The sequence below is a fragment of the Streptomyces sp. EDA2-14 genome (genome assembly GCF_054963755.1).
Map to the genome: position 1 here is coordinate 30,697 of NZ_JBUEGE010000032.1, position 16,660 is coordinate 47,356.

15 protein-coding genes and 1 tRNA gene are annotated in these 16,660 nt (G+C 72.3%); 6 read left to right on the plus strand and 10 right to left on the minus strand.

Annotation, left to right across the window (positions count from 1 at the left end; translation table 11 throughout):
• Nucleotides 1–83: 83 nt before the first annotated feature.
• The 4 genes from mshC to ACY34M_RS40585 all read right to left on the minus strand — a co-directional run bounded on the left by mshC (nt 84) and on the right by ACY34M_RS40585 (nt 3,618).
• The gene (gene mshC, locus ACY34M_RS40570) at nt 84–1,313 is read right to left on the minus strand and encodes a cysteine--1-D-myo-inosityl 2-amino-2-deoxy-alpha-D-glucopyranoside ligase (protein ID WP_462723713.1); all 1,230 of its coding nucleotides are present in this window, start codon (nt 1,311–1,313) and stop codon (nt 84–86) included.
• A 116-nt stretch (nt 1,314–1,429) separates the two neighbouring features.
• A complete protein-coding gene (locus ACY34M_RS40575) occupies nt 1,430–2,278 on the minus strand; it encodes an SCO1664 family protein (RefSeq protein WP_462723714.1) in 849 nt (282 codons plus the stop codon).
• Nucleotides 2,242–2,832 carry a DUF3090 domain-containing protein gene (locus tag ACY34M_RS40580; protein WP_462723715.1) on the minus strand — a complete coding sequence of 197 codons (591 nt, stop codon included), beginning with the start codon at nt 2,830–2,832 and terminating at the stop codon, nt 2,242–2,244. Before ACY34M_RS40580 ends, ACY34M_RS40575 begins: the two co-directional genes overlap by 37 nt.
• A gap of 99 nt (nt 2,833–2,931) precedes the next feature.
• On the minus strand, nt 2,932–3,618 hold the full coding sequence (locus ACY34M_RS40585; RefSeq protein ID WP_462723716.1) for a histidine phosphatase family protein: 687 nt from the start codon (nt 3,616–3,618) through the stop codon (nt 2,932–2,934).
• Nucleotides 3,619–3,680: 62 nt separating this feature from the next.
• Between ACY34M_RS40585 and corA the strand changes: the two genes are divergently transcribed.
• Entirely contained in the window at nt 3,681–4,682 is a 1,002-nt protein-coding gene (corA, locus tag ACY34M_RS40590; protein WP_462723717.1) for a magnesium/cobalt transporter CorA, read from the plus strand.
• A gap of 70 nt (nt 4,683–4,752) precedes the next feature.
• Here the strand turns inward: corA and ACY34M_RS40595 are convergent, their stop codons facing one another.
• On the minus strand, nt 4,753–5,541 hold the full coding sequence (locus ACY34M_RS40595; RefSeq protein WP_462723718.1) for a ferritin-like domain-containing protein: 789 nt from the start codon (nt 5,539–5,541) through the stop codon (nt 4,753–4,755).
• A gap of 231 nt (nt 5,542–5,772) precedes the next feature.
• Complete coding sequence (locus ACY34M_RS40600; RefSeq protein WP_462723719.1) at nt 5,773–6,828, minus strand: LLM class F420-dependent oxidoreductase; 1,056 nt, start codon at nt 6,826–6,828, stop codon at nt 5,773–5,775.
• A gap of 151 nt (nt 6,829–6,979) precedes the next feature.
• On the opposite strand from ACY34M_RS40600, the gene ACY34M_RS40605 reads away from it, so the two are divergent.
• Together ACY34M_RS40605 and ACY34M_RS40610 are read left to right on the plus strand one after the other, a co-directional pair.
• Complete coding sequence (locus ACY34M_RS40605) at nt 6,980–7,963, plus strand: aldo/keto reductase (RefSeq protein ID WP_462723720.1); 984 nt, start codon at nt 6,980–6,982, stop codon at nt 7,961–7,963.
• Entirely contained in the window at nt 7,960–10,257 is a 2,298-nt protein-coding gene (locus ACY34M_RS40610) for a helix-hairpin-helix domain-containing protein (protein ID WP_462723721.1), read from the plus strand. Before ACY34M_RS40605 ends, ACY34M_RS40610 begins: the two co-directional genes overlap by 4 nt.
• Before the next feature lie 440 nt (nt 10,258–10,697).
• On the opposite strand, the gene ACY34M_RS40615 is transcribed toward ACY34M_RS40610, so the two are convergent.
• Complete coding sequence (locus tag ACY34M_RS40615) at nt 10,698–11,363, minus strand: hypothetical protein (protein WP_462723722.1); 666 nt, start codon at nt 11,361–11,363, stop codon at nt 10,698–10,700.
• A 47-nt stretch (nt 11,364–11,410) separates the two neighbouring features.
• Between ACY34M_RS40615 and ACY34M_RS40620 the strand changes: the two genes are divergently transcribed.
• Nucleotides 11,411–11,599, plus strand: a complete 189-nt coding sequence (locus tag ACY34M_RS40620) for a DUF5703 family protein (RefSeq protein WP_018535088.1) — start codon at nt 11,411–11,413, stop codon at nt 11,597–11,599.
• 81 nt (nt 11,600–11,680) lie between these two features.
• Here the strand turns inward: ACY34M_RS40620 and ACY34M_RS40625 are convergent, their stop codons facing one another.
• The 3 genes from ACY34M_RS40625 to ACY34M_RS40635 all read right to left on the minus strand — a co-directional run bounded on the left by ACY34M_RS40625 (nt 11,681) and on the right by ACY34M_RS40635 (nt 14,248).
• The gene (locus ACY34M_RS40625; RefSeq protein ID WP_462723723.1) at nt 11,681–12,400 is read right to left on the minus strand and encodes a chaplin; all 720 of its coding nucleotides are present in this window, start codon (nt 12,398–12,400) and stop codon (nt 11,681–11,683) included.
• Nucleotides 12,401–12,537: 137 nt separating this feature from the next.
• Nucleotides 12,538–12,771, minus strand: a complete 234-nt coding sequence (gene chpH / locus ACY34M_RS40630; protein WP_462723724.1) for a chaplin ChpH — start codon at nt 12,769–12,771, stop codon at nt 12,538–12,540.
• Between the two features lie 151 nt (nt 12,772–12,922).
• The gene (locus ACY34M_RS40635; RefSeq protein WP_462723725.1) at nt 12,923–14,248 is read right to left on the minus strand and encodes a M20/M25/M40 family metallo-hydrolase; all 1,326 of its coding nucleotides are present in this window, start codon (nt 14,246–14,248) and stop codon (nt 12,923–12,925) included.
• Between the two features lie 198 nt (nt 14,249–14,446).
• Between ACY34M_RS40635 and ACY34M_RS40640 the strand changes: the two genes are divergently transcribed.
• Both ACY34M_RS40640 and ACY34M_RS40645 read left to right on the plus strand, forming a co-directional pair.
• Nucleotides 14,447–14,531, plus strand: a tRNA-Leu gene (locus tag ACY34M_RS40640).
• Nucleotides 14,532–14,612: 81 nt separating this feature from the next.
• The gene (locus ACY34M_RS40645; RefSeq protein WP_462723726.1) at nt 14,613–16,583 is read left to right on the plus strand and encodes a serine/threonine protein kinase; all 1,971 of its coding nucleotides are present in this window, start codon (nt 14,613–14,615) and stop codon (nt 16,581–16,583) included.
• Nucleotides 16,584–16,660: the final 77 nt, after the last annotated feature.

Sequence of the window (16,660 nt, forward strand, 5' to 3'; positions counted from 1 at the left end):
GGCGCGCCGGATCGCACCGCACCAAGTGACACGAGGGGCACTTCCTCCACGGAGGAAGTGCCCCTCTTCGGGTGTGCCGGTGGCTACAGGGCCACGCCCAGCAGGGCGTCCACGGCACGCGAGACGACGCCGGGGGCGCCCTCCTCCGTGCCGCCCACGGTCGACTGGGTCTCGACCCAGCGGTCGACGGCGGTCAGCGCGGTGGGCGCGTCCAGGTCGTCGGAGAGCGCCTCGCGGATCTCCTCGACGAGCGCGTCGGCGGACGGGCCGTCGGGGCGGGAGACGGCGGCGCGCCAGCGGTCGAGGCGGGCCACGGCGTCGGCGAGCACCTGGTCGGTCCACTCCCAGTCGGAGCGGTAGTGGTGCGCGAGGAGCGCGAGCCGGATCGCGGCGGGGTCGACGCCTTCGTGGCGCAGCTTGGAGACGAAGACCAGGTTGCCCTTGGACTTCGACATCTTCTCGCCGTCGAGCCCGACCATGCCGGCGTGCACGTACGCCTTCGCCATGGGGAACTCGCCGGTCAGCGCCTGGGCGTGCGACGCACCCATCTCGTGGTGCGGGAACGCCAGGTCGGAGCCGCCGCCCTGGACGTCGAAGCCCATGCCGAGGTGGTCGAGGGCGATGGCGACGCACTCGATGTGCCAGCCGGGGCGTCCCTGGCCGAGCGAGCCGCCGTCCCAGCTGGGCTCGCCGTCGCGCGCGGCCATCCACAGCATCGGGTCGAGCGGGTTCTTCTTGCCCGGACGGTCCGGGTCGCCCCCGCGCTCGGCGGAGAGCAGCCGCATCGCGGCGGCGTCGAGGTTCGAGACGGACCCGAAGTGCGGGTCGGCCTCGACGGAGAAGTAGGTGTCGCCCTCGAGTTCGTAGGCGGCACCGGAGTCACGCAGTCGTTCGACGAGCGGCACGATGCCGGGTATCGCCTCGACGGCGCCTATGTAGTCCTGCGGCGGCAGCATCCGCAGGGCGGTCATGTCCTCACGGAACAGGGCGGTCTCGCGCTCGGCGAGGCCCTCCCAGTCGACGCCGTCGCGCACGGCCCGCTCCAGCAGAGGATCGTCGACGTCCGTCACGTTCTGGACGTAGTGAACCTGCCGCTTGGTGTCGAGCCACACGCGCTGCACGAGGTCGAACGCGTTGTAGGTCGCCGCGTGACCCATGTGGGTCGCGTCGTACGGCGTGATGCCGCAGACGTAGATACGGGCGACGGGACCGGGGGCAAGGGTGACGAGCCCACCGGTCGCGGTGTCGTGGATCCGGAGGTCGCGGCCCTTGCCGGGCAGGGCGGGGACCTCAGAAGCGGGCCAGGCATGCATGCCACGAGCGTAACCGGACGGTGCTTCCGGATACGAACCGGACCAGGCTCAATGGCCGAACCCGCCCCCTTGCGCGATCTTGCCGGGGACGTTAGGGGGCGATCACCGGCAGGCGTCTAGACGGGCGGCCAGGGGATCGCCGGCCAGTCCCCGCCCGGCTCCCGGTGCCGTCCGGTCTTGAGCAGGTCCGCGACCCGCTCCCGTACGGCCTCGACCTCGGCCCCGGTGATCAGCTCGCCGAGCCGGGCGGCCAGCGGCCCGCCCTCCGCCAGCGCCCCGCGCAGCGCCTCCAGCGCGGCGGTCGCCTCCTCGGTCAGCGGCTCCCCCGCCCAGCCCCACAGCAGCGTGCGCAGCTTGTCCTCGGCGTTGAAGGTGACGCCGTGGTCGATGCCGTACAGGCGTCCTTCGGCGTCGACGAGCAGGTGGCCGCCCTTGCGGTCGCCGTTGTTGATCACGGCGTCGAGCACGGAGAGCCGGCGCAGGCGGGCGTCGTCGGCGTGCACGAGCAGCGCCGTGCGACCCTCGCCGACCTCGGCGAAGCCGATGGCCTTCCAGCCCTCCTCCGGCTCCTCACGGTCGACGAGAGCCAGCAGCCCGGGGCCGTCCGCTTCCTCGGCGTCCTCCGCGTCCCCCTCGGGTCCGTCGATCCACAGCTGGCACATGCCCTCGCCGTACGGCCCGTCGCGCAGCACGGTCGGCGGCACCAGGCCCCAGCCGAGCGCCTCGGAGATCTCGTACGCGGCGACCTCGCGCTGCGCCAGGGTCCCGTCCGGGAAGTCCCACAGCGGGCGCTCACCGCGCACCGGCTTGTAGACGCACCGGGCCTCGCGGCCGTCGTGGGTGACGGTGCACACCAGCACCGCGTTCGACGCCTCGCGGATCTGTCCTTCGACGTGCAGCTCACCGAGGGCGAGCAGGTCCCGGTCGCTCACGCGTCGCGCCGGTATCCGTTCTGGCGCGGACATACGTGTCCCTCCGGGTCGAGCGGCAGGCTGCACAGCGGGCACGGCGGGCGGCCCGCGTTCACGACGTCGAGGGCCCGCTTGGCGAAGGCGCGGGCCTGGTTCCCGGTGAGCCGGACGCGGAGCATCGGCGGACCGTTCTCCTCGTCCTGGAGGAGCTTCTCCTCGGCCTCCGCCAGGTCCTCCTCGGACTCGGCGTCGAGCTCGACGAGGGCCTGCGCCTCGACGATCATGCGCTGCTCGTCGCCGTCCCACGCGAGTGCCATGGTGCCGACGCGGAACTCCTCCTCCACGGGCGCCTCGAGGGGCCCGGTGTCGGAGATCTCACTGGGGGCCACGGCGGGCACCGGGGCGTTGCCCCCGCTGCGCCGCACGACCTCGTCGAGCAGTTCGTCCATGCGCTCGGCGAGCGCGGCCACCTGGGTCTTCTCCAACGCCACGCTGGTGACCCGGGCTCCTGCCGTGGCCTGCAGGAAGAAGGTGCGGCGCCCGGGGAGCCCGACCGTACCGGCCACAAAGCGCTCCGGAGGGTCGTAGAGGAACACCTGACGGGACACGTCCTGTCTCCATGGGATCGAGATCGACTGGCTGGAACCGGTCATGGACGACCGGGCCCGACTGTGCTTACGGCTGCTTCACCCTACTGCGGGCGACGATCACGGTGCGCCCGCGCCGCCCCCGACGGGCGCATCGGGCCCCTGCGGCGTCTCCCGCGGCGCCAGCGACGCGAAGTCCCCCGTGTCTCCGAGGCGTACGAGAAAGGGGCGCAGGCGGGTGTAACGGATCGCTGTGATGGAACACGGCTCTACGGAGATCCGCTGAAAGAGGTCCAGATGCAGCCCGATGGCGTCCGCGACAAGGGACTTGATGATGTCGCCGTGCGAACACATCACATAGGCGGCGTCCTCGCCGTGCTCGCGCTCCACGCGCGCGTTCCACTCACGTACCGCCTCGGCGGCCCGGTGCTGCATCTGCCGCATCGATTCGCCGCCGGGGAACGCGGCGGCCGTCGGGCGCTGCTGCACGACCTGCATCAGAGGCTCGTCGGACAGCTCGGCGAGCTTGCGGCCGGACCAGTCCCCGTAGTCGCACTCGCCGATGCGCTCGTCGGTGTGCGGGGTCAGCTCCGGCCGGGCGGCGAGCAGCGGCGCGACGGTCTCGCGGCAGCGCTGCAGCGGGCTGGCGACGATCTCGGCGAGGGGCAGGCCCGACAGCCGCTCGGGCAGCCGCGCGGCCTGCGCGGCGCCGCGCTCGTCGAGCGCCACACCGGGCGTCCACCCGGCGAGCACGCCCGCGGTGTTGGCGGTGGAACGTCCGTGCCGGACAAGGATCAGCGTGGGCATGTGCCCCACCCTAGGCATACGACGACGTGCGGCGACGTCCGGTCCCGGGAAGAATTCACATCGTGATCGTCGACTGCGCCATCTACCGGGACGGGCGTCGCACCGAGCGGCCCGCGGACTTCTCCGATGCCCTGGACGAGGCACGGGCGGCGGGCGACGCGTTCGTGTGGATCGGGCTGCACGAGGCGAGCGAGGAGGAGTTCGACCGGGTCGCCAAGGAGTTCGCTCTGCACCCGCTGGCCGTGGAGGACGCCCTGAAGGCGCACCAGCGGCCCAAGCTGGAGATCTACGACGACTCGCTGTTCGTGGTCCTCAAGCCGGTCGTGTACGAGCCGAAGAGCGACAAGGTGTCCACGGGTGAGCTGATGCTGTTCCTGGGCGACTCCTTCGTGGTGACAGTGCGGCACGGCGAGGGCGCGCCCCTGAAGGCCGTGCGACAGCGCCTGGAGGCCGAGCCGGAGTTCCTGAAACAGGGGCCGACGGCGGTCCTGTACTCGGTCGCGGACGCCACCGTGGACCACTACCTGGAGGTCGCGGGCGAGCTGCAGACCGACCTGGAGGAGCTGGAGACGGAGGTCTTCTCCCCGGAGGGCGGGGGTTCCCGCGACACCGCCGAGCGGATCTACACCTTCAAGCGCCAGATCCTCGAATTCCGGCGCGCGACGGGCCCGTTGGCGATGCCGCTGGCCCGGCTCGCCGGGGTCGGCCCGTGGGGCCTGGCCGCCGTGCCGTTCGTGCACGAGGAGGCGCGGCCGTTCTTCCGGGACGTGAACGACCACCTGACGCGGGTCAACGAGTCCGTGGACGGCCTGGACCGCCTCGTGTCGGACATCCTTTCGGCGCACCTGGCGCAGATGAGCGTGCGGCAGAACGACGACATGCGGAAGATCTCGGCGTGGGCGGCGATGGCCGCGGTGCCCACGATGATCGCGGGCGTCTACGGCATGAACTTCGAACACATGCCGGAGCTGCACTGGGTGTGGGCGTACCCCGCGGTGATCGTGCTGATGGCCGCTCTGGAACTACTGCTGTACCGCACGTTCAAGCGCCGCGGGTGGCTGTGACAATCAAGCCCCTGCGGCGATTGAGCAGCGGGGTCCGAGGCAGAGCCCCGCGACCGCAACGCCGTGCGACTCAAGCGAACTCGACCGACGTGGCCGCCGGCCCGCCAAGGGCATCGCGCCGCTCCGGCATTCTGAGCGACACCATCCGCCGCCAGCCACCGAGCCGCTCGTACGCGTACACGGCGTGGATCCCAGCGGCGAGCGCGGCCGCCTTCGGCCGGGGCCAGCCCAGGACGCGGCCCATGTGGGCCATGACGGCGAGGCTCACGTCCCGGTAGATCGCGATCTCGGCGAGGGCGCACTCGCGCAGGGTGCGCTGGATGGCCCGACCGTGGCCCGCGTAGGCGAAGCGCAGCAATTCCTCGTGGCAGTAGGCGAGGTGGTTGTCCTCGTCGTTGGAGATCATCTTGACCGCGCGGCCGAGGTCGGGATGGTCGGCGAAGTGCTTGCGGAGCATGTCCATCTGCTCGGAGGCCCGCTGCTCGGTGACGCGGCTGTGTGCCAGGTACGTGACGACGTCCTGGACGGACAGCCGCTCGTCGCGCCGCAGTTGCTCGTGCGCGAGGCCGATGCCGTGCTTCTCAAGAAGCATCGTGTAGTCGGTCTCGGCGGGGACGGGCGCCGGGTCGAGGCCGCGCTTCTTCATGAGGGCGTTGAAGATCCGCCCGTGCTTGTCCTCGTCGGCGCCGTGCCGCGCGATCTTGGGGGCGAGGCCGCGCTCGCTCTCGGGGACCAGCGCGGCGATCCGCCCGTTCTCCCAGCCGCCCTGGGACTCGCCGCTGGCCGCGATGGAACAGAACAGCCGGAACGACTCGTCGTTGTCGATGATCTCCTGGAAAAGACTCCTGGCCGACAGCATCCGCTACCTCCGTATCGCCGCGCCGGACTCCACAGCAGTGCAAAGTCCGAGTCAAATGCGGGACGTGAGGCGAGGCAACAGCTATGCGGGTCAACTCGTCCGAAAGGAGGACGCGGGGCACGTGAGGAGCCGTAACCCGGCCACTCGTAGCGCGTTGAACAAGATGTCGGCCGTGGCGGGGAAGACCCCCCGAGCCCCCACCACGGCCGCAGAGACTCCCCCGCGAAGGCGTTACGCCACCCCGGCCCGCTCCAGCGCCTCGGTGCCCGCGCGCAGCGAGGCCAGGCGGTCGTCGAGCGTGAGTCCCGCCGGGTTGATGGTCAGCGTGGTGACACCGGCCTCGGCGTAGGCCCGCATCCGGTCCGCGATCCGGTCCACCGAGCCGAGCAGTGTCGTGGAGTCGATGAGCTGCTGCGGGATCGCCGCGGCAGCGCCCTCCTTGTCGCCGGCCAGGTACTTGTCCTGGATCTCGGCGGCCTCCTTCTCGTAGCCCATGCGCTGTGCGAGCTGGTTGTAGAAGTTCTGCTTGCGGCTGCCCATGCCGCCCACGTAGAGGGCGGTGTACGGCCGGAACATGTCGGCGAGCGCGCTCACATCCTTGTCCTCGCCGAGTGCCAGCGGAACCGTCGGGCAGACGTCGAAGCCCTCCATGGTCTTGCCGGCCTTCTCGCGGCCCGCGCGGATGTGCTGGAGCGCGGTCTCCTCCAGGTGCTCCGCCGCCGGGAAGATCAGCAGGGCACCGTCGGCGATCTCACCGGTCTGCTCCAGGTTCTTCGGGCCGATCGCGGCGATGTAGAGCGGGATCCGCTCGCGCTCCGGGTGCACGATCAGCTTGAGCGGCTTGCCGGGACCGTCGGGCAGCGGCAGCGTCCAGTGCGTGCCGTCGTGGCTGACCCGCTCGCGGCTCATCGCCTTGCGGATGATCTCGACGTACTCGCGCGTGCGCGCCAGCGGCTTGTCGAACTTGACCCCGTACCAGCCCTCGGAGACCTGCGGCCCCGAGACGCCGAGGCCGAGCCGGAAGCGGCCCCCGGACAGCGAGTCGAGGGTGGCGGCCGTCATCGCCGTCATCGTGGGCTGGCGGGCCGGGATCTGGAAGATGGCCGAACCGACATCGATCCGCTCCGTCTGCGCCGCGACGTACGCGAGGACGGTCGCGGCGTCGGAGCCGTACGCCTCGGCGGCCCAGCACACGGCGTAGCCCAGTCTGTCGGCCTCCTGCGCGACGGCCAGGTTGTCCGCGTCCATGCCCGCGCCCCAGTAGCCGAGGTTGATGCCGAGCTTCATTGACCACATCCCCTTAACGCTTAACGCCTAGCCGGATCAGGTGAATTACCCATGGGTAAGGTGCCTCGTCCGGCACCCTAACCCGGCGACCCCGGCGACAGATATCCACAGGGGCCCCGTTCTTGACCTTCGGCCAGTAACCTCAGCGCCCATGGAGCAGAGGCATCTCGGCCGCACCGGCCTGCGTGTGTCCCGGATCGGGCTCGGCACCCTCCTGTGGGGCCGGGACACCGACGAGCACGACGCCGCCGACCTGTTGAAGGCCTTCTGGGAAGCGGGCGGCACCCTCGTCGACACGGCGGACGTGTACGGGGACGGGGAGTCGGAGTATCTGCTCGGCAAGCTCATGGAGGGCCTGGTTCCGCGGCGCGATCTGGTCATCTCGACCAAGGCGGGCAGCGTGCCCGATCCCGACCGGCGGTTCGACGGCTCGCGCGGGCATCTGCTCGCGGCCCTGGACGCCTCGCTGGCCCGGCTCGGCACGGAGTACGTCGACCTGTGGCAGGTACACGCGTACGACGCGGGGACCCCGCTGGAAGAGACGCTGCAGGCTCTCGACATCGCTGTCAGCAGCGGCCGGGCACGGTACGCGGGCGTCTCGAACTTCTGCGGCTGGCAGCTCGCCAAGGCCGGTACGTGGCAGCTCGCCGCGCCCGGACTGCGCACGCGGCTCGCCAGTACACAGATGGAGTACTCGCTGCTGCAGCGGGGCGTGGAGCGCGAGGTGCTGCCCGCGGCCCTCGACCTCGGGATCGGCCTGCTGCCTTCGTCGCCGCTGGGGCGGGGCGTGCTGACCGGAAAGTACCGGACGGGCACGCCCGCCGACTCGCGGGGCGGCTCGGACCACATGGCGCCGTTCGTCGCGCCGTATCTCGACGACGCGGCGACCCACATCGTGGACGCGGTCACGACGGCGGCGGACGGGCTCGCGGTGACGCCGCTGCAGGTGGCGCTGGCCTGGGTCAGGGACCGGCCGGGAGTGGCCGCGCCGATCGTCGGCGCGCGGACGGCGCAGCAGCTCACGGCCGCATTGTCAGTGGAGGCCCTTAGTCTTCCTGACGAGATCTGCCAGGCGCTCGACGATGTGTCGGCGCCCGTGCACCGCTATCCCGATCAGGACTGGAGCACGTTGTGAGTACGGAGTCCGCCGCCGCGGAGAACGAGTCAGGGGACCGCCCCGACACCGGGCCGGACACGGAGCACCCTGCCGGGGCGCCCGACGCGGGCACGCCCGGGGCCGAGGAGTCGGACGCGGCGCCGTCGCCGGAGTCGGAGTCGGAGCCGGTGTCCGCGGACACCGACGGCGAGGCCGAGGCCGAAGGCGGGGAGGAAGCCGGGGCGGAAGGCGCCGAGGGCGGCGCCGAGCTGTCCGAGGCCGAGGCCGAACTGGCGGCCCAGAAGGAGTTCCGGGCGCGGATCGCGGAGCGCAAGGCGGCCAAGGAAGGGCCGATCGACGCCGGTACGAAGCTGAGCGGGACCGCCGCCGATCTGCTGGCCGCCGTACGCGCCGTGGAGAGCGGCGAGAAGCCGGTCGCCGCCCCCGTGCTCGCGCAGCCGGAGCCCGAGCGGCCCGCGGCGCGGCAGGACGCCCCGCCCGCCTCCGCCTCCGCCGCCACCTCCGGCTCCGCCGAACCCGTACGCGGGCCGCAGGCCGCCGCCCCGGCGGGGCCCGCCCCCGAGGCCGTCGCCGCGGTGCGCGAGGTGCTCGCCGAGGGCGGCGCCCCCGAGGCGCTCGCCGGGGCGGCCGCCGCCACCCTGGGCGAGGGCGCGGGCGACGAACTGCGCGCGGACCCGTGGCAGTTGCTGCGGGTGAGCGGGGTGCGGCCCGAGCAGGCCGACGGCTTCGCGCGGGCGCTGCTCGGCGAGGAGTGCGGACCCGACGACGAGCGGCGGGGCCGCGCCGTCACCGTATGGCTCCTCGAGCAGGCCGCGGACGCCGGGCACACGGCGCTCGACCTGTCGGTGCTCGCGGAGACGCTCGGCAAGCGGGGGGTGCCCGATCCGGAGGAGGCGGTGCAGAGCGCCGTCGCGGAGGGCGACGCGCTGATCTTCCACGACCCCCTGGACGACGCGCCCGCGCCCGCTCCCGCCGCCGAGGCGGACGACGAGGAGTCGGAAGAGGAAGTGGAGCGGCCGGTCCGGGTCCTGGTCGGACTGGAGCGGTACGCGCTCGCGGAGGAGAGCCTCGCCGACGGACTGGCCCGGCTGATCAACGCGGCGCCGAAGGACGGAGGTGCCGCCGACTCCGGTCTTGCGGAGGCCGCCGACGCCGCGAGCGGCACGACGGCCGAGCTGATCCGCGCGATCGCCGCGCACCGCCTCGTGCTGCACACCGGCGGTGAGGCGGCCCGCGCCGAGCCCGTCGCCGCGGCGGCCGCCGTGGGCAGGCTGGGGGCGCGGGTGTGCGTCGCCGCGCACCATGCGGACGGCCGGCGCCGGGCCGCCGAGCTCCTCGGGCCCGACGCGCCCGAGACGGCCACCGCGACCGTCGCGGGGCTGCTCGCGCAGGCGGAGGGGCCGGGGCGGGACCGGGACGGGGCGTTCGCCCTCGACCTCCTGGTCGTCCTGGACGCGCCGCAGCTGGACGTGGGCGAGGCCGCGATGCTCGTGGAGCTGCTCGCCGACGGTACGTGCCTGGTGCTCAGCGGGGATCCGGGGACGCTGTGGTCGGCGGGGCCCGGCCGGGTCTTCGCGGACGTCGCCGCGGCGGAGATCTGCCCGCGCATCGCCTCCCGCACGCCGGACTTCGGGCCGATCGGCGAGCTGGTCTCCGGTATCGGCATCGGTGAGCTGAACCAGGTGGAGGCGCCCGGCAAGGAGGTCGTGATCGTTCCGGTGCGGGACCCGGCCGAGGCGATCCACCGCACCGTGCAGCTCGTCGCGGACTCGGTGCCGCGGGCGATCGGAGTGCCGGCCGAGCAGACGCAGGTGATCACGCCGGGGCACGGGGGCGCGGCGGGGACGCGGGCGTTGAACGTGGCGCTGAAGGAGCGGCTCAATCCGGGGCCGGGGCGGTTCGGGGGCTTCGACCCCGGGGACCGGGTGGTGTACGTGACCGGGCGCGGGCGGATCCGGCCCGGTGTGGTGGTCGGGGCCGACGCGGAGGGGCTGCGGCTCGAGTGTGACGGCGCGCCCGTCCATGTGCCGAAGGAGCAGGTGGACCGGGGTGCCGTGCGCCACGGGTGGGCTGTCACCGGGCATCAGGCAGTGGGCGTCCGTTGGCCGGCGGCGGTGGTGGTGCTGCCGGGCGATGCGGCGCGGGCGCTCAGCCGCCCCTGGGTCTACACGGCCTTCGGCCGCGGTGAGCGACACCTCTCGGTGGTCCACGGCGTGGACACGGCCCTCCCCCGAGCGGTGACAGAGGTCCCCGCCAAGCCCCGCACCACACGCCTGCGCGGCCTGGTCCGCTCCCAACTCCCCGCTTCCTAACCCGCCACCGGCCATTCCGTCCCCTGCGACGATTGACCAGCGGGGGCCGGGACAAGGCCCCGACCTTTCAAGCCCCGCCGACGCTTGAGCAGCGGGGCCCAGGACGGAGCCCCGATCTCCCCAGCCCCGCCGGCGATTGAGGCGCGGGGTCCGGGGCAGAGCCCCGACCTTCCCAGCCCCGCCGACGCTTGAGCAGCGGGGCCCAGGACCGAGCCCCGGCCTCTCCAGCCCAGCCGGCGATTGAGCAGCGGGGTCCGGGGCAGAGCCCCGACCTTCCCAGCCCCGCCGACGCTTGAGCAGCGGGGCCCAGGACCGAGCCCCGGCCTCTCCAGCCCCGCCGGCGATTGAGGCGCGGGGTCCGGGGCGGAGCCCCGTGGGCGGGGGACGGGTGGCCGTCGGGGATCGCCTGGTGAAAGCCGCCAGGCGATCCGCGGCGAGGCTCAGCGGTCGACTTCCTCCAGCGACCCGTCCAGTTCGGCGGAGCCACTGTCGTCGAACTCGTCGTCGTCGAAGACCGAACTCACATCGAAGCGGCACACCACCTGCTGCGGATCGACCTGCTCGAAGGGGGCCTCCAGCCACTCACCGGGCTCCGCGGGGTCGTCCGACGCCGTGACCCAGAGCGTGGAGTCCCCCTCCTCCAGGCCGAACTCCTTGTGCCGGGAGGCGATCTCATCGGGCTCGAACTCGCCGAAGAGGACCCCGAGCGCGGCATGCACACTGCTGCCCGCCCCGTTCCCGGCCTCCGCGTCCGCGTCCAGGTCGGCGACCCGCCCGGCCTGGGAGAGCAGTCGCTGCGGCTCGACCACGGCGTAGTCGCGTCGGATCAGCACGCTCAGCGCGTTCGGCTCCTCCGGCCCCGCGTACGGCGGCAGCGAGTCCTCGCCGCCGGGGATCTCGAAGGGGGTGACCTCGTCGTAGCGGTCGTAGAGGAGCTCGTCGTACTCCTCGGCCGCCGCGGCGAGCTCGTTGAACGCTTCGTAGACGGTCGGATCGTCTTCTCCCGACCGGCGCTCGACGGCCGCCAAGTGGGCGTCGAGCGCAGCCTTGACCGCCTCGGCGGCGGCGCGTACCTCGGCAGCGGTGGGCTGCGCAGCATCAGACATAGTGCAGACGCTATCCGTACCGGGCCGCTGCCCGCACAATAGATGCGATGCCGGAATACGAATTTGTCGACGTGTACGTACCTCGCGGGGTGTCCCGCAAGGAAGCGACGCGTCTGCTGACGGACCATGCCGAGTACGGACACTGGGAGTTGGACCGCTTGAGCCTGCGTCGCGACGGCAGTCGCCGCGTGCGCCTGCGTCGACGGATCATCCGCCAGGTGCGGGCCACATGGTGACCTGAGAGCAAGGCGAGCAAACGGAGCGGGCCCCGTCCGTACGGGGCCCGCTCCGTTTGCTGCCGCTGATACCGCCCGATGTCACGCCGCGGCGTTCGCCCGCCGGTAGAGCAGCGCGCCCGCGAGCAGCGCGCCCCCGGCGAGCGGGATGACGGCACCGATCGGCACCGAGCTGCCGGTCTCCGCGAGCGTCCCGGTCGCCTGCGGGCTGCCGGTCTGTCCGAGCTGGGACTTGCCCTTCGGCATGGCGACGGTCTGCGTCCCCGGCGCGTTCGGAGTGCCCCGGTCCTGAATCGGGTCGGACGGCCCGTGCCCGCCGCGCGTGGGCGGCGTGTTCGTGTCCGCGGGAGGCGTGGTCGTGCTGCCGCCCCCGCTCTCGTCCTCGCCCGAGCAGCCGTTGCCGGTCGTGCCGTTGCCCACCGAGCCCGCGCCGATGGAGTTTCCGCACGCGTTGATCGGCACGTTCACCGGAACCGACACGTGGTTGCCGGAGCCGACGCCCGGGGAGTCGCTGCTGCTCCCGCCCGCGTGGGAGCCGCCGCCGGAGGGCTGGTCGGCCGCCTTGTCGTCCGAAGAGCTCGAGCAGCCGTTGCCCGACGCCGGGTTGAGCAGCCCGACGACGTTGATCGTGTTGCCGCAGACGTTCACCGGGACGTCCACGGGAGCCTCGACGGAGTTGCCGGACAAGACGCCCGGCGAGTCCGAGGAGCTGCCGTTCGCACCCGCGTCGGCCGACGCGTAGCCACCGGTGACGGCGAGGACGCCGGACGCCGCCGCCACGGTGATCAGGCCCTTCCGCATGACCTGTCGCATAGGTTTCCCTGCCTTGCCTAAATAAGTCTTGCCCTGGAACCATGTCCAACCCGTCGACCCCGGAGCGCATGGGACGCGCTCCGGGGCCGTGGGCTCAAACCCTCAAAGGGTGAGGCACAACAACGTCAGTCGTTGGCGCAGGTGTTACCGAAGGCAGGGTTCAGCAGCCCGATCACGGAGACCGTGTTGCCGCACACGTTCACCGGCACGTGGATCGGGGCCTGGATGACGTTGCCCGAAACGACGCCGGGGGACTGCGTGGCAGCACCCTGGGCACCGGAGTCGGCGACGGCCATGCCCGCACCCGCGAGAACGAGACCACCAGTGGCAGCCGCAGCGGCGACGATCTTCTTGATCATTATTCCTCCTTGTTGGCAATGCAGTCCCAGCCGCGGACTGCACTCCCTGTAACGAGGAAGAACTCATGAGGCTACGAGCGTACGACCCCTTTCACTCTTTCCGGCTCATTACGCACGTGCGAACGATTTCCGGCCTTGCGCGGGGTTGACGTCAGGACGCGTCGATGAAGCGGTCGAGCACCCGCACGCCGAACTTGAGGCCGTCGACCGGCACCCGCTCGTCGACGCCGTGGAACATCCCGGCGAAGTCCAGCTCGGGCGGCAGCTGCAGCGGCGCGAAGCCGAAGTTGCGGATGCCGAGCTCCACGAAGGACTTGGCGTCGGTGCCGCCCGAGAGCATGTACGGGATGGCCTTGCCGATCGGGTCCTCGGCCTCGATGGAGGTCTTCATCGCATCGACGAGCGCCCCGTCGAACGTGGTCTCGACGGCCTTGTCCGCGTGCACGTCCTCGCGCCGGACCTTCGGGCCGAGGATCCGGTCGAGGTCGGCGAGGAACTCGTCCTCGTGGCCGGGCAGGAAGCGGCCGTCGACGTTGGCGGTGGCCTCGCCGGGGATCACGTTGACCTTGTAGCCGGCGCCCAGCTGGGTGGGGTTGGCGGTGTTGGAGAGCGTGGCGCCGATCAGCTTGGCGATGCCGCCGAGCTTGGCGATCGTCTCCTCCATGTTCTCCGGGTCGAGCTCGGTGCCGAGGGCGTCGCCCAGCTCGTCGAGGAAGGCGCGCGTCGTCTTGGTGACACGGACGGGGAACTGGTGGCGGCCGAGGCGGGCGACGGCCTCGGACAGCTCGGTGATCGCGTTGTCCCGGTGGATCATGGAGCCGTGCCCGGCGGTGCCGGCCACGGACAGCTTCATCCAGTGCATGCCCTTCTCGGCGGTCTGCACGAGGTAGAGCCTGCGCTGCTCGTTCACGGTGAACGAGAAGCCGCCGACCTCGCTGATCGCCTCGGTGACGCCCTCGAAGAGGTCCGGGTGGTTGCGCACCAGGTGGCGGGCGCCGAAGACGCCGCCGGCCTCCTCGTCGGCGAGGAAGGCGAGGACGATGTCGCGCGGGGGCTTGCGGCCGGTGCGCAGCCGGTCGCGGACGACCGCGAGGGTCATCGCGTCCATGTCCTTCATGTCGACGGCGCCGCGGCCCCAGACACAGCCGTCGGCGATCTCGCCGGAGAACGGGTGGTGGGTCCAGTCCGCCGCGTTCGCCGGGACGACGTCGGTGTGGCCGTGGATGAGGAGGGCGGGCCGCGACGGGTCCTCGCCCTCGATCCGGGCGACCGTGGAGGCGCGCCCGGGGTGGGACTCGAAGATCTTCGGTTCGAGGCCGACCTCGGCGAGCTTCTCCGCCGTCCACTCGGCGGCCTTGCGCTCGCCCGGGCCGGAGTGGTCGCCGTAGTTGCTGGTGTCGATCTGGATCAGTTCGCGGCAGAGGTCGACGACCTCGTCCTGCCCGGAGACCGCCCTGCCCGTGCTCGGCTCGCTCACGCTGCTTCCTCTCTTGCCGTGGATACCCCTCATCCTCTCTCCCCCGGCCCTCGTGCCCAAAGGCCGGTCGCCTCTCGTCATGCGCCGTTCACAGCCGGGGCGCCGGGCCGGGGGGGGCTGATCGAGGCACTCGGAATCCCTGGTAATGTTCTCTGTGTCGCCGCGGGAAACGCCCCGCACACAGGCGGCAGACACCTTGTCCGGGTGGCGGAATGGCAGACGCGCTAGCTTGAGGTGCTAGTGCCCTTTATCGGGCGTGGGGGTTCAAGTCCCCCCTCGGACACAGAGAAAGACCCCAGATTCTTCTGGGGTCTTTTGCGTTGCCCCGGCACCGCCGAGGGGGTGCCGTGCGTCACGTGATGCAATGGAGCTCTCGACGGACATGGGGGTGCAGCGGGACGTGTGGGCGAACAGGGAGCCCGGCAGCGGTGAATTCGATCCGCTGGACGACCGTGATCCGCGGACCGCGGGCGGCTACCGCCTGGTCGCGCGGCTCGGCTCCGGCGGCATGGGACGGGTCTATCTTTCGCACACGCCGGGCGGCCGGGCCGTCGCGGTCAAGGTGATCAGACCCGAGCTGGCCGAGGATCCCGAGTTCAGACGCAGGTTCCGCACGGAGGTCGCCGCGGCGAGCAAGGTGCACGGGCTCTACACGGCGCCGGTCGTCGACAGCGACACGGAGAGTTCGGTGCCGTGGTGCGCGACCGCCTACGTGCCGGGGCCCTCGCTCGCGGAGGCGGTGCGCGAGCACGGGCCGCTGCCGGTGGACACGGTGCTGCGGATGACGGCCGGGATCGCGGAGGCGCTGCAGGCGGTGCACGACGCGGGGATCGTGCACCGCGACCTGAAACCGTCGAACGTACTGCTGGCCTCCGACGGGCCCCGTGTCATCGACTTCGGTGTGGCGCGGGCGGCGGACGCGACGTCCGTGACGCGCAGCGGGGGCGCCGTGGGCACGGTCGCGTACATGGCGCCCGAGCAGGTGCTCGGTGGCTCCGCGAGCGGCTCCGCCGATGTGTTCGCGCTCGGCCAGACCGCGGTGTTCGCCGCGACGGGCAGTACCGCGTACGGGGAGGGCGAGCCGCACGCGGTGCTGTACCGCGTGGTGCACGAGGAGCCGGACCTGTCCGAGGTTCCGGACACCCTGCGGGAGTTGGTCTCCGGCTGTCTCAGCAAGGAGGCCGAGGACCGGCCGACGGTGACGGAGGTCATCGAGTCGGTCCAGAAGATACGTGAGGCGCAGCCCGGTGGTCCGGGGCCCGCGACGGACGCGTGGCTGCCGGGCGAGCTCGCCGACGGGATCGCGGCGCGTGTCGAGGGCGCGCGGGTGGCCGGGGCGGCGCCGACCGGCCCGGCGACGCCGCCGAGCGGTGCCGGTGGTTCCGACGCGAAGTCCGCGACGCCCGCGAATCCCGTAAATCCCGCAGATCCCGTGCATTCCGCCCCCGCGGGGGTGTTCGGGCCGCCGGCCGCGTTCGCGCAGGACGCGCCCGGTCAGTACGTGCAGCCGCAGCAGGAGGGCCGTCCGCCGACGGCCCCCGACAGCGCCTCGCCGGGCTCCCCCGCGACCGTGAACCCCGCGAAGGCCGCGAGCGCCGAGACCGCCGCCGTGAGCACCGGTCCCCGGCGCAGGCGTTCCCGTGCCTGGCTGTTGGCGGCCGCCGGGGTCGCGCTGGTCGCGTGCGGTGCGGCGGCCGCGCTGTACTTCGTGCCGGGCGGCGGGACGCGGGACGACAGTGCGGGAGGCCAGGTGGCTACGGGTGCGCCCGAGGCGACGGGGTCCGCGTCGAAGTCGGCCGCGCCCTCGAAGTCCGCCTCGCCGAACGCGCCCGCGTCACCGAGGAAGTCCGGGGGCGCCGCGATGCCCGCGCCGTCGGGGGCGCCGGACGACGGCGCGTCTCCGGCTCCCCCGTCCCCCGGTACGAGCGAGCCGGAGACGTCGGAGCCGCCGGCCCCGTCGACGTACAACGGCATCGTGCTGACGGACGGCCAGGACCTGTTCCTCTCGGACGAGCCGGTGCAGGCCAGGGCGGACGACGGGCAGCCGAGCGAGGATCTGACCTACGACGTGTACGAAAACGGCGCCAAGCTGTCGCCCGGCACGGGGTCGGGGAGCACGCTCGCGCCGCTCCCCGCGGACCAGCCGGCCACCCCCGACGCGTGCCGCGAGGCGGAGGGGGCGCAGGACTTCTTCTGGGTCTACAACCTGTCCGTGGGGCAGCGGCTCTGCCTGGTCAGCGGCTCGGGGGACGTCGGTCTTCTGACGCTCCAGGGCAAGACGGAGGGCAAGAACGTGACCCTCGACGCGAAGGTCTGGCGGGGCGCCGGCCAGTAGGCGCGGGTCAGTGGACGCAGCAAAAAGCCCGCCGGACCGCGAGGTCCGGCGGGCTTCGTGTGTATCGCCTACTTGGA

Bases quoted from the DNA above. Each gene is read 5' to 3' on its own strand.
- ACY34M_RS40600 (WP_462723719.1), bottom strand. From the start codon at position 6,828: ATGAAGCTCGGCATCAACCTCGGCTACTGGGGCGCGGGCATGGACGCG.
- ACY34M_RS40575 (WP_462723714.1), bottom strand. From the start codon at position 2,278: ATGTCCGCGCCAGAACGGATACCGGCGCGACGCGTGAGCGACCGGGAC.
- ACY34M_RS40605 (WP_462723720.1), top strand. From the start codon at position 6,980: ATGGAGCAGAGGCATCTCGGCCGCACCGGCCTGCGTGTGTCCCGGATC.
- ACY34M_RS40585 (WP_462723716.1), bottom strand. From the start codon at position 3,618: ATGCCCACGCTGATCCTTGTCCGGCACGGACGTTCCACCGCCAACACC.
- mshC (WP_462723713.1), bottom strand. From the start codon at position 1,313: ATGCATGCCTGGCCCGCTTCTGAGGTCCCCGCCCTGCCCGGCAAGGGC.
- ACY34M_RS40615 (WP_462723722.1), bottom strand. From the start codon at position 11,363: ATGTCTGATGCTGCGCAGCCCACCGCTGCCGAGGTACGCGCCGCCGCC.
- ACY34M_RS40645 (WP_462723726.1), top strand. From the start codon at position 14,613: ATGGAGCTCTCGACGGACATGGGGGTGCAGCGGGACGTGTGGGCGAAC.
- ACY34M_RS40595 (WP_462723718.1), bottom strand. From the start codon at position 5,541: ATGCTGTCGGCCAGGAGTCTTTTCCAGGAGATCATCGACAACGACGAG.
- ACY34M_RS40625 (WP_462723723.1), bottom strand. From the start codon at position 12,400: ATGCGGAAGGGCCTGATCACCGTGGCGGCGGCGTCCGGCGTCCTCGCC.
- chpH (WP_462723724.1), bottom strand. From the start codon at position 12,771: ATGATCAAGAAGATCGTCGCCGCTGCGGCTGCCACTGGTGGTCTCGTT.
- ACY34M_RS40620 (WP_018535088.1), top strand. From the start codon at position 11,411: ATGCCGGAATACGAATTTGTCGACGTGTACGTACCTCGCGGGGTGTCC.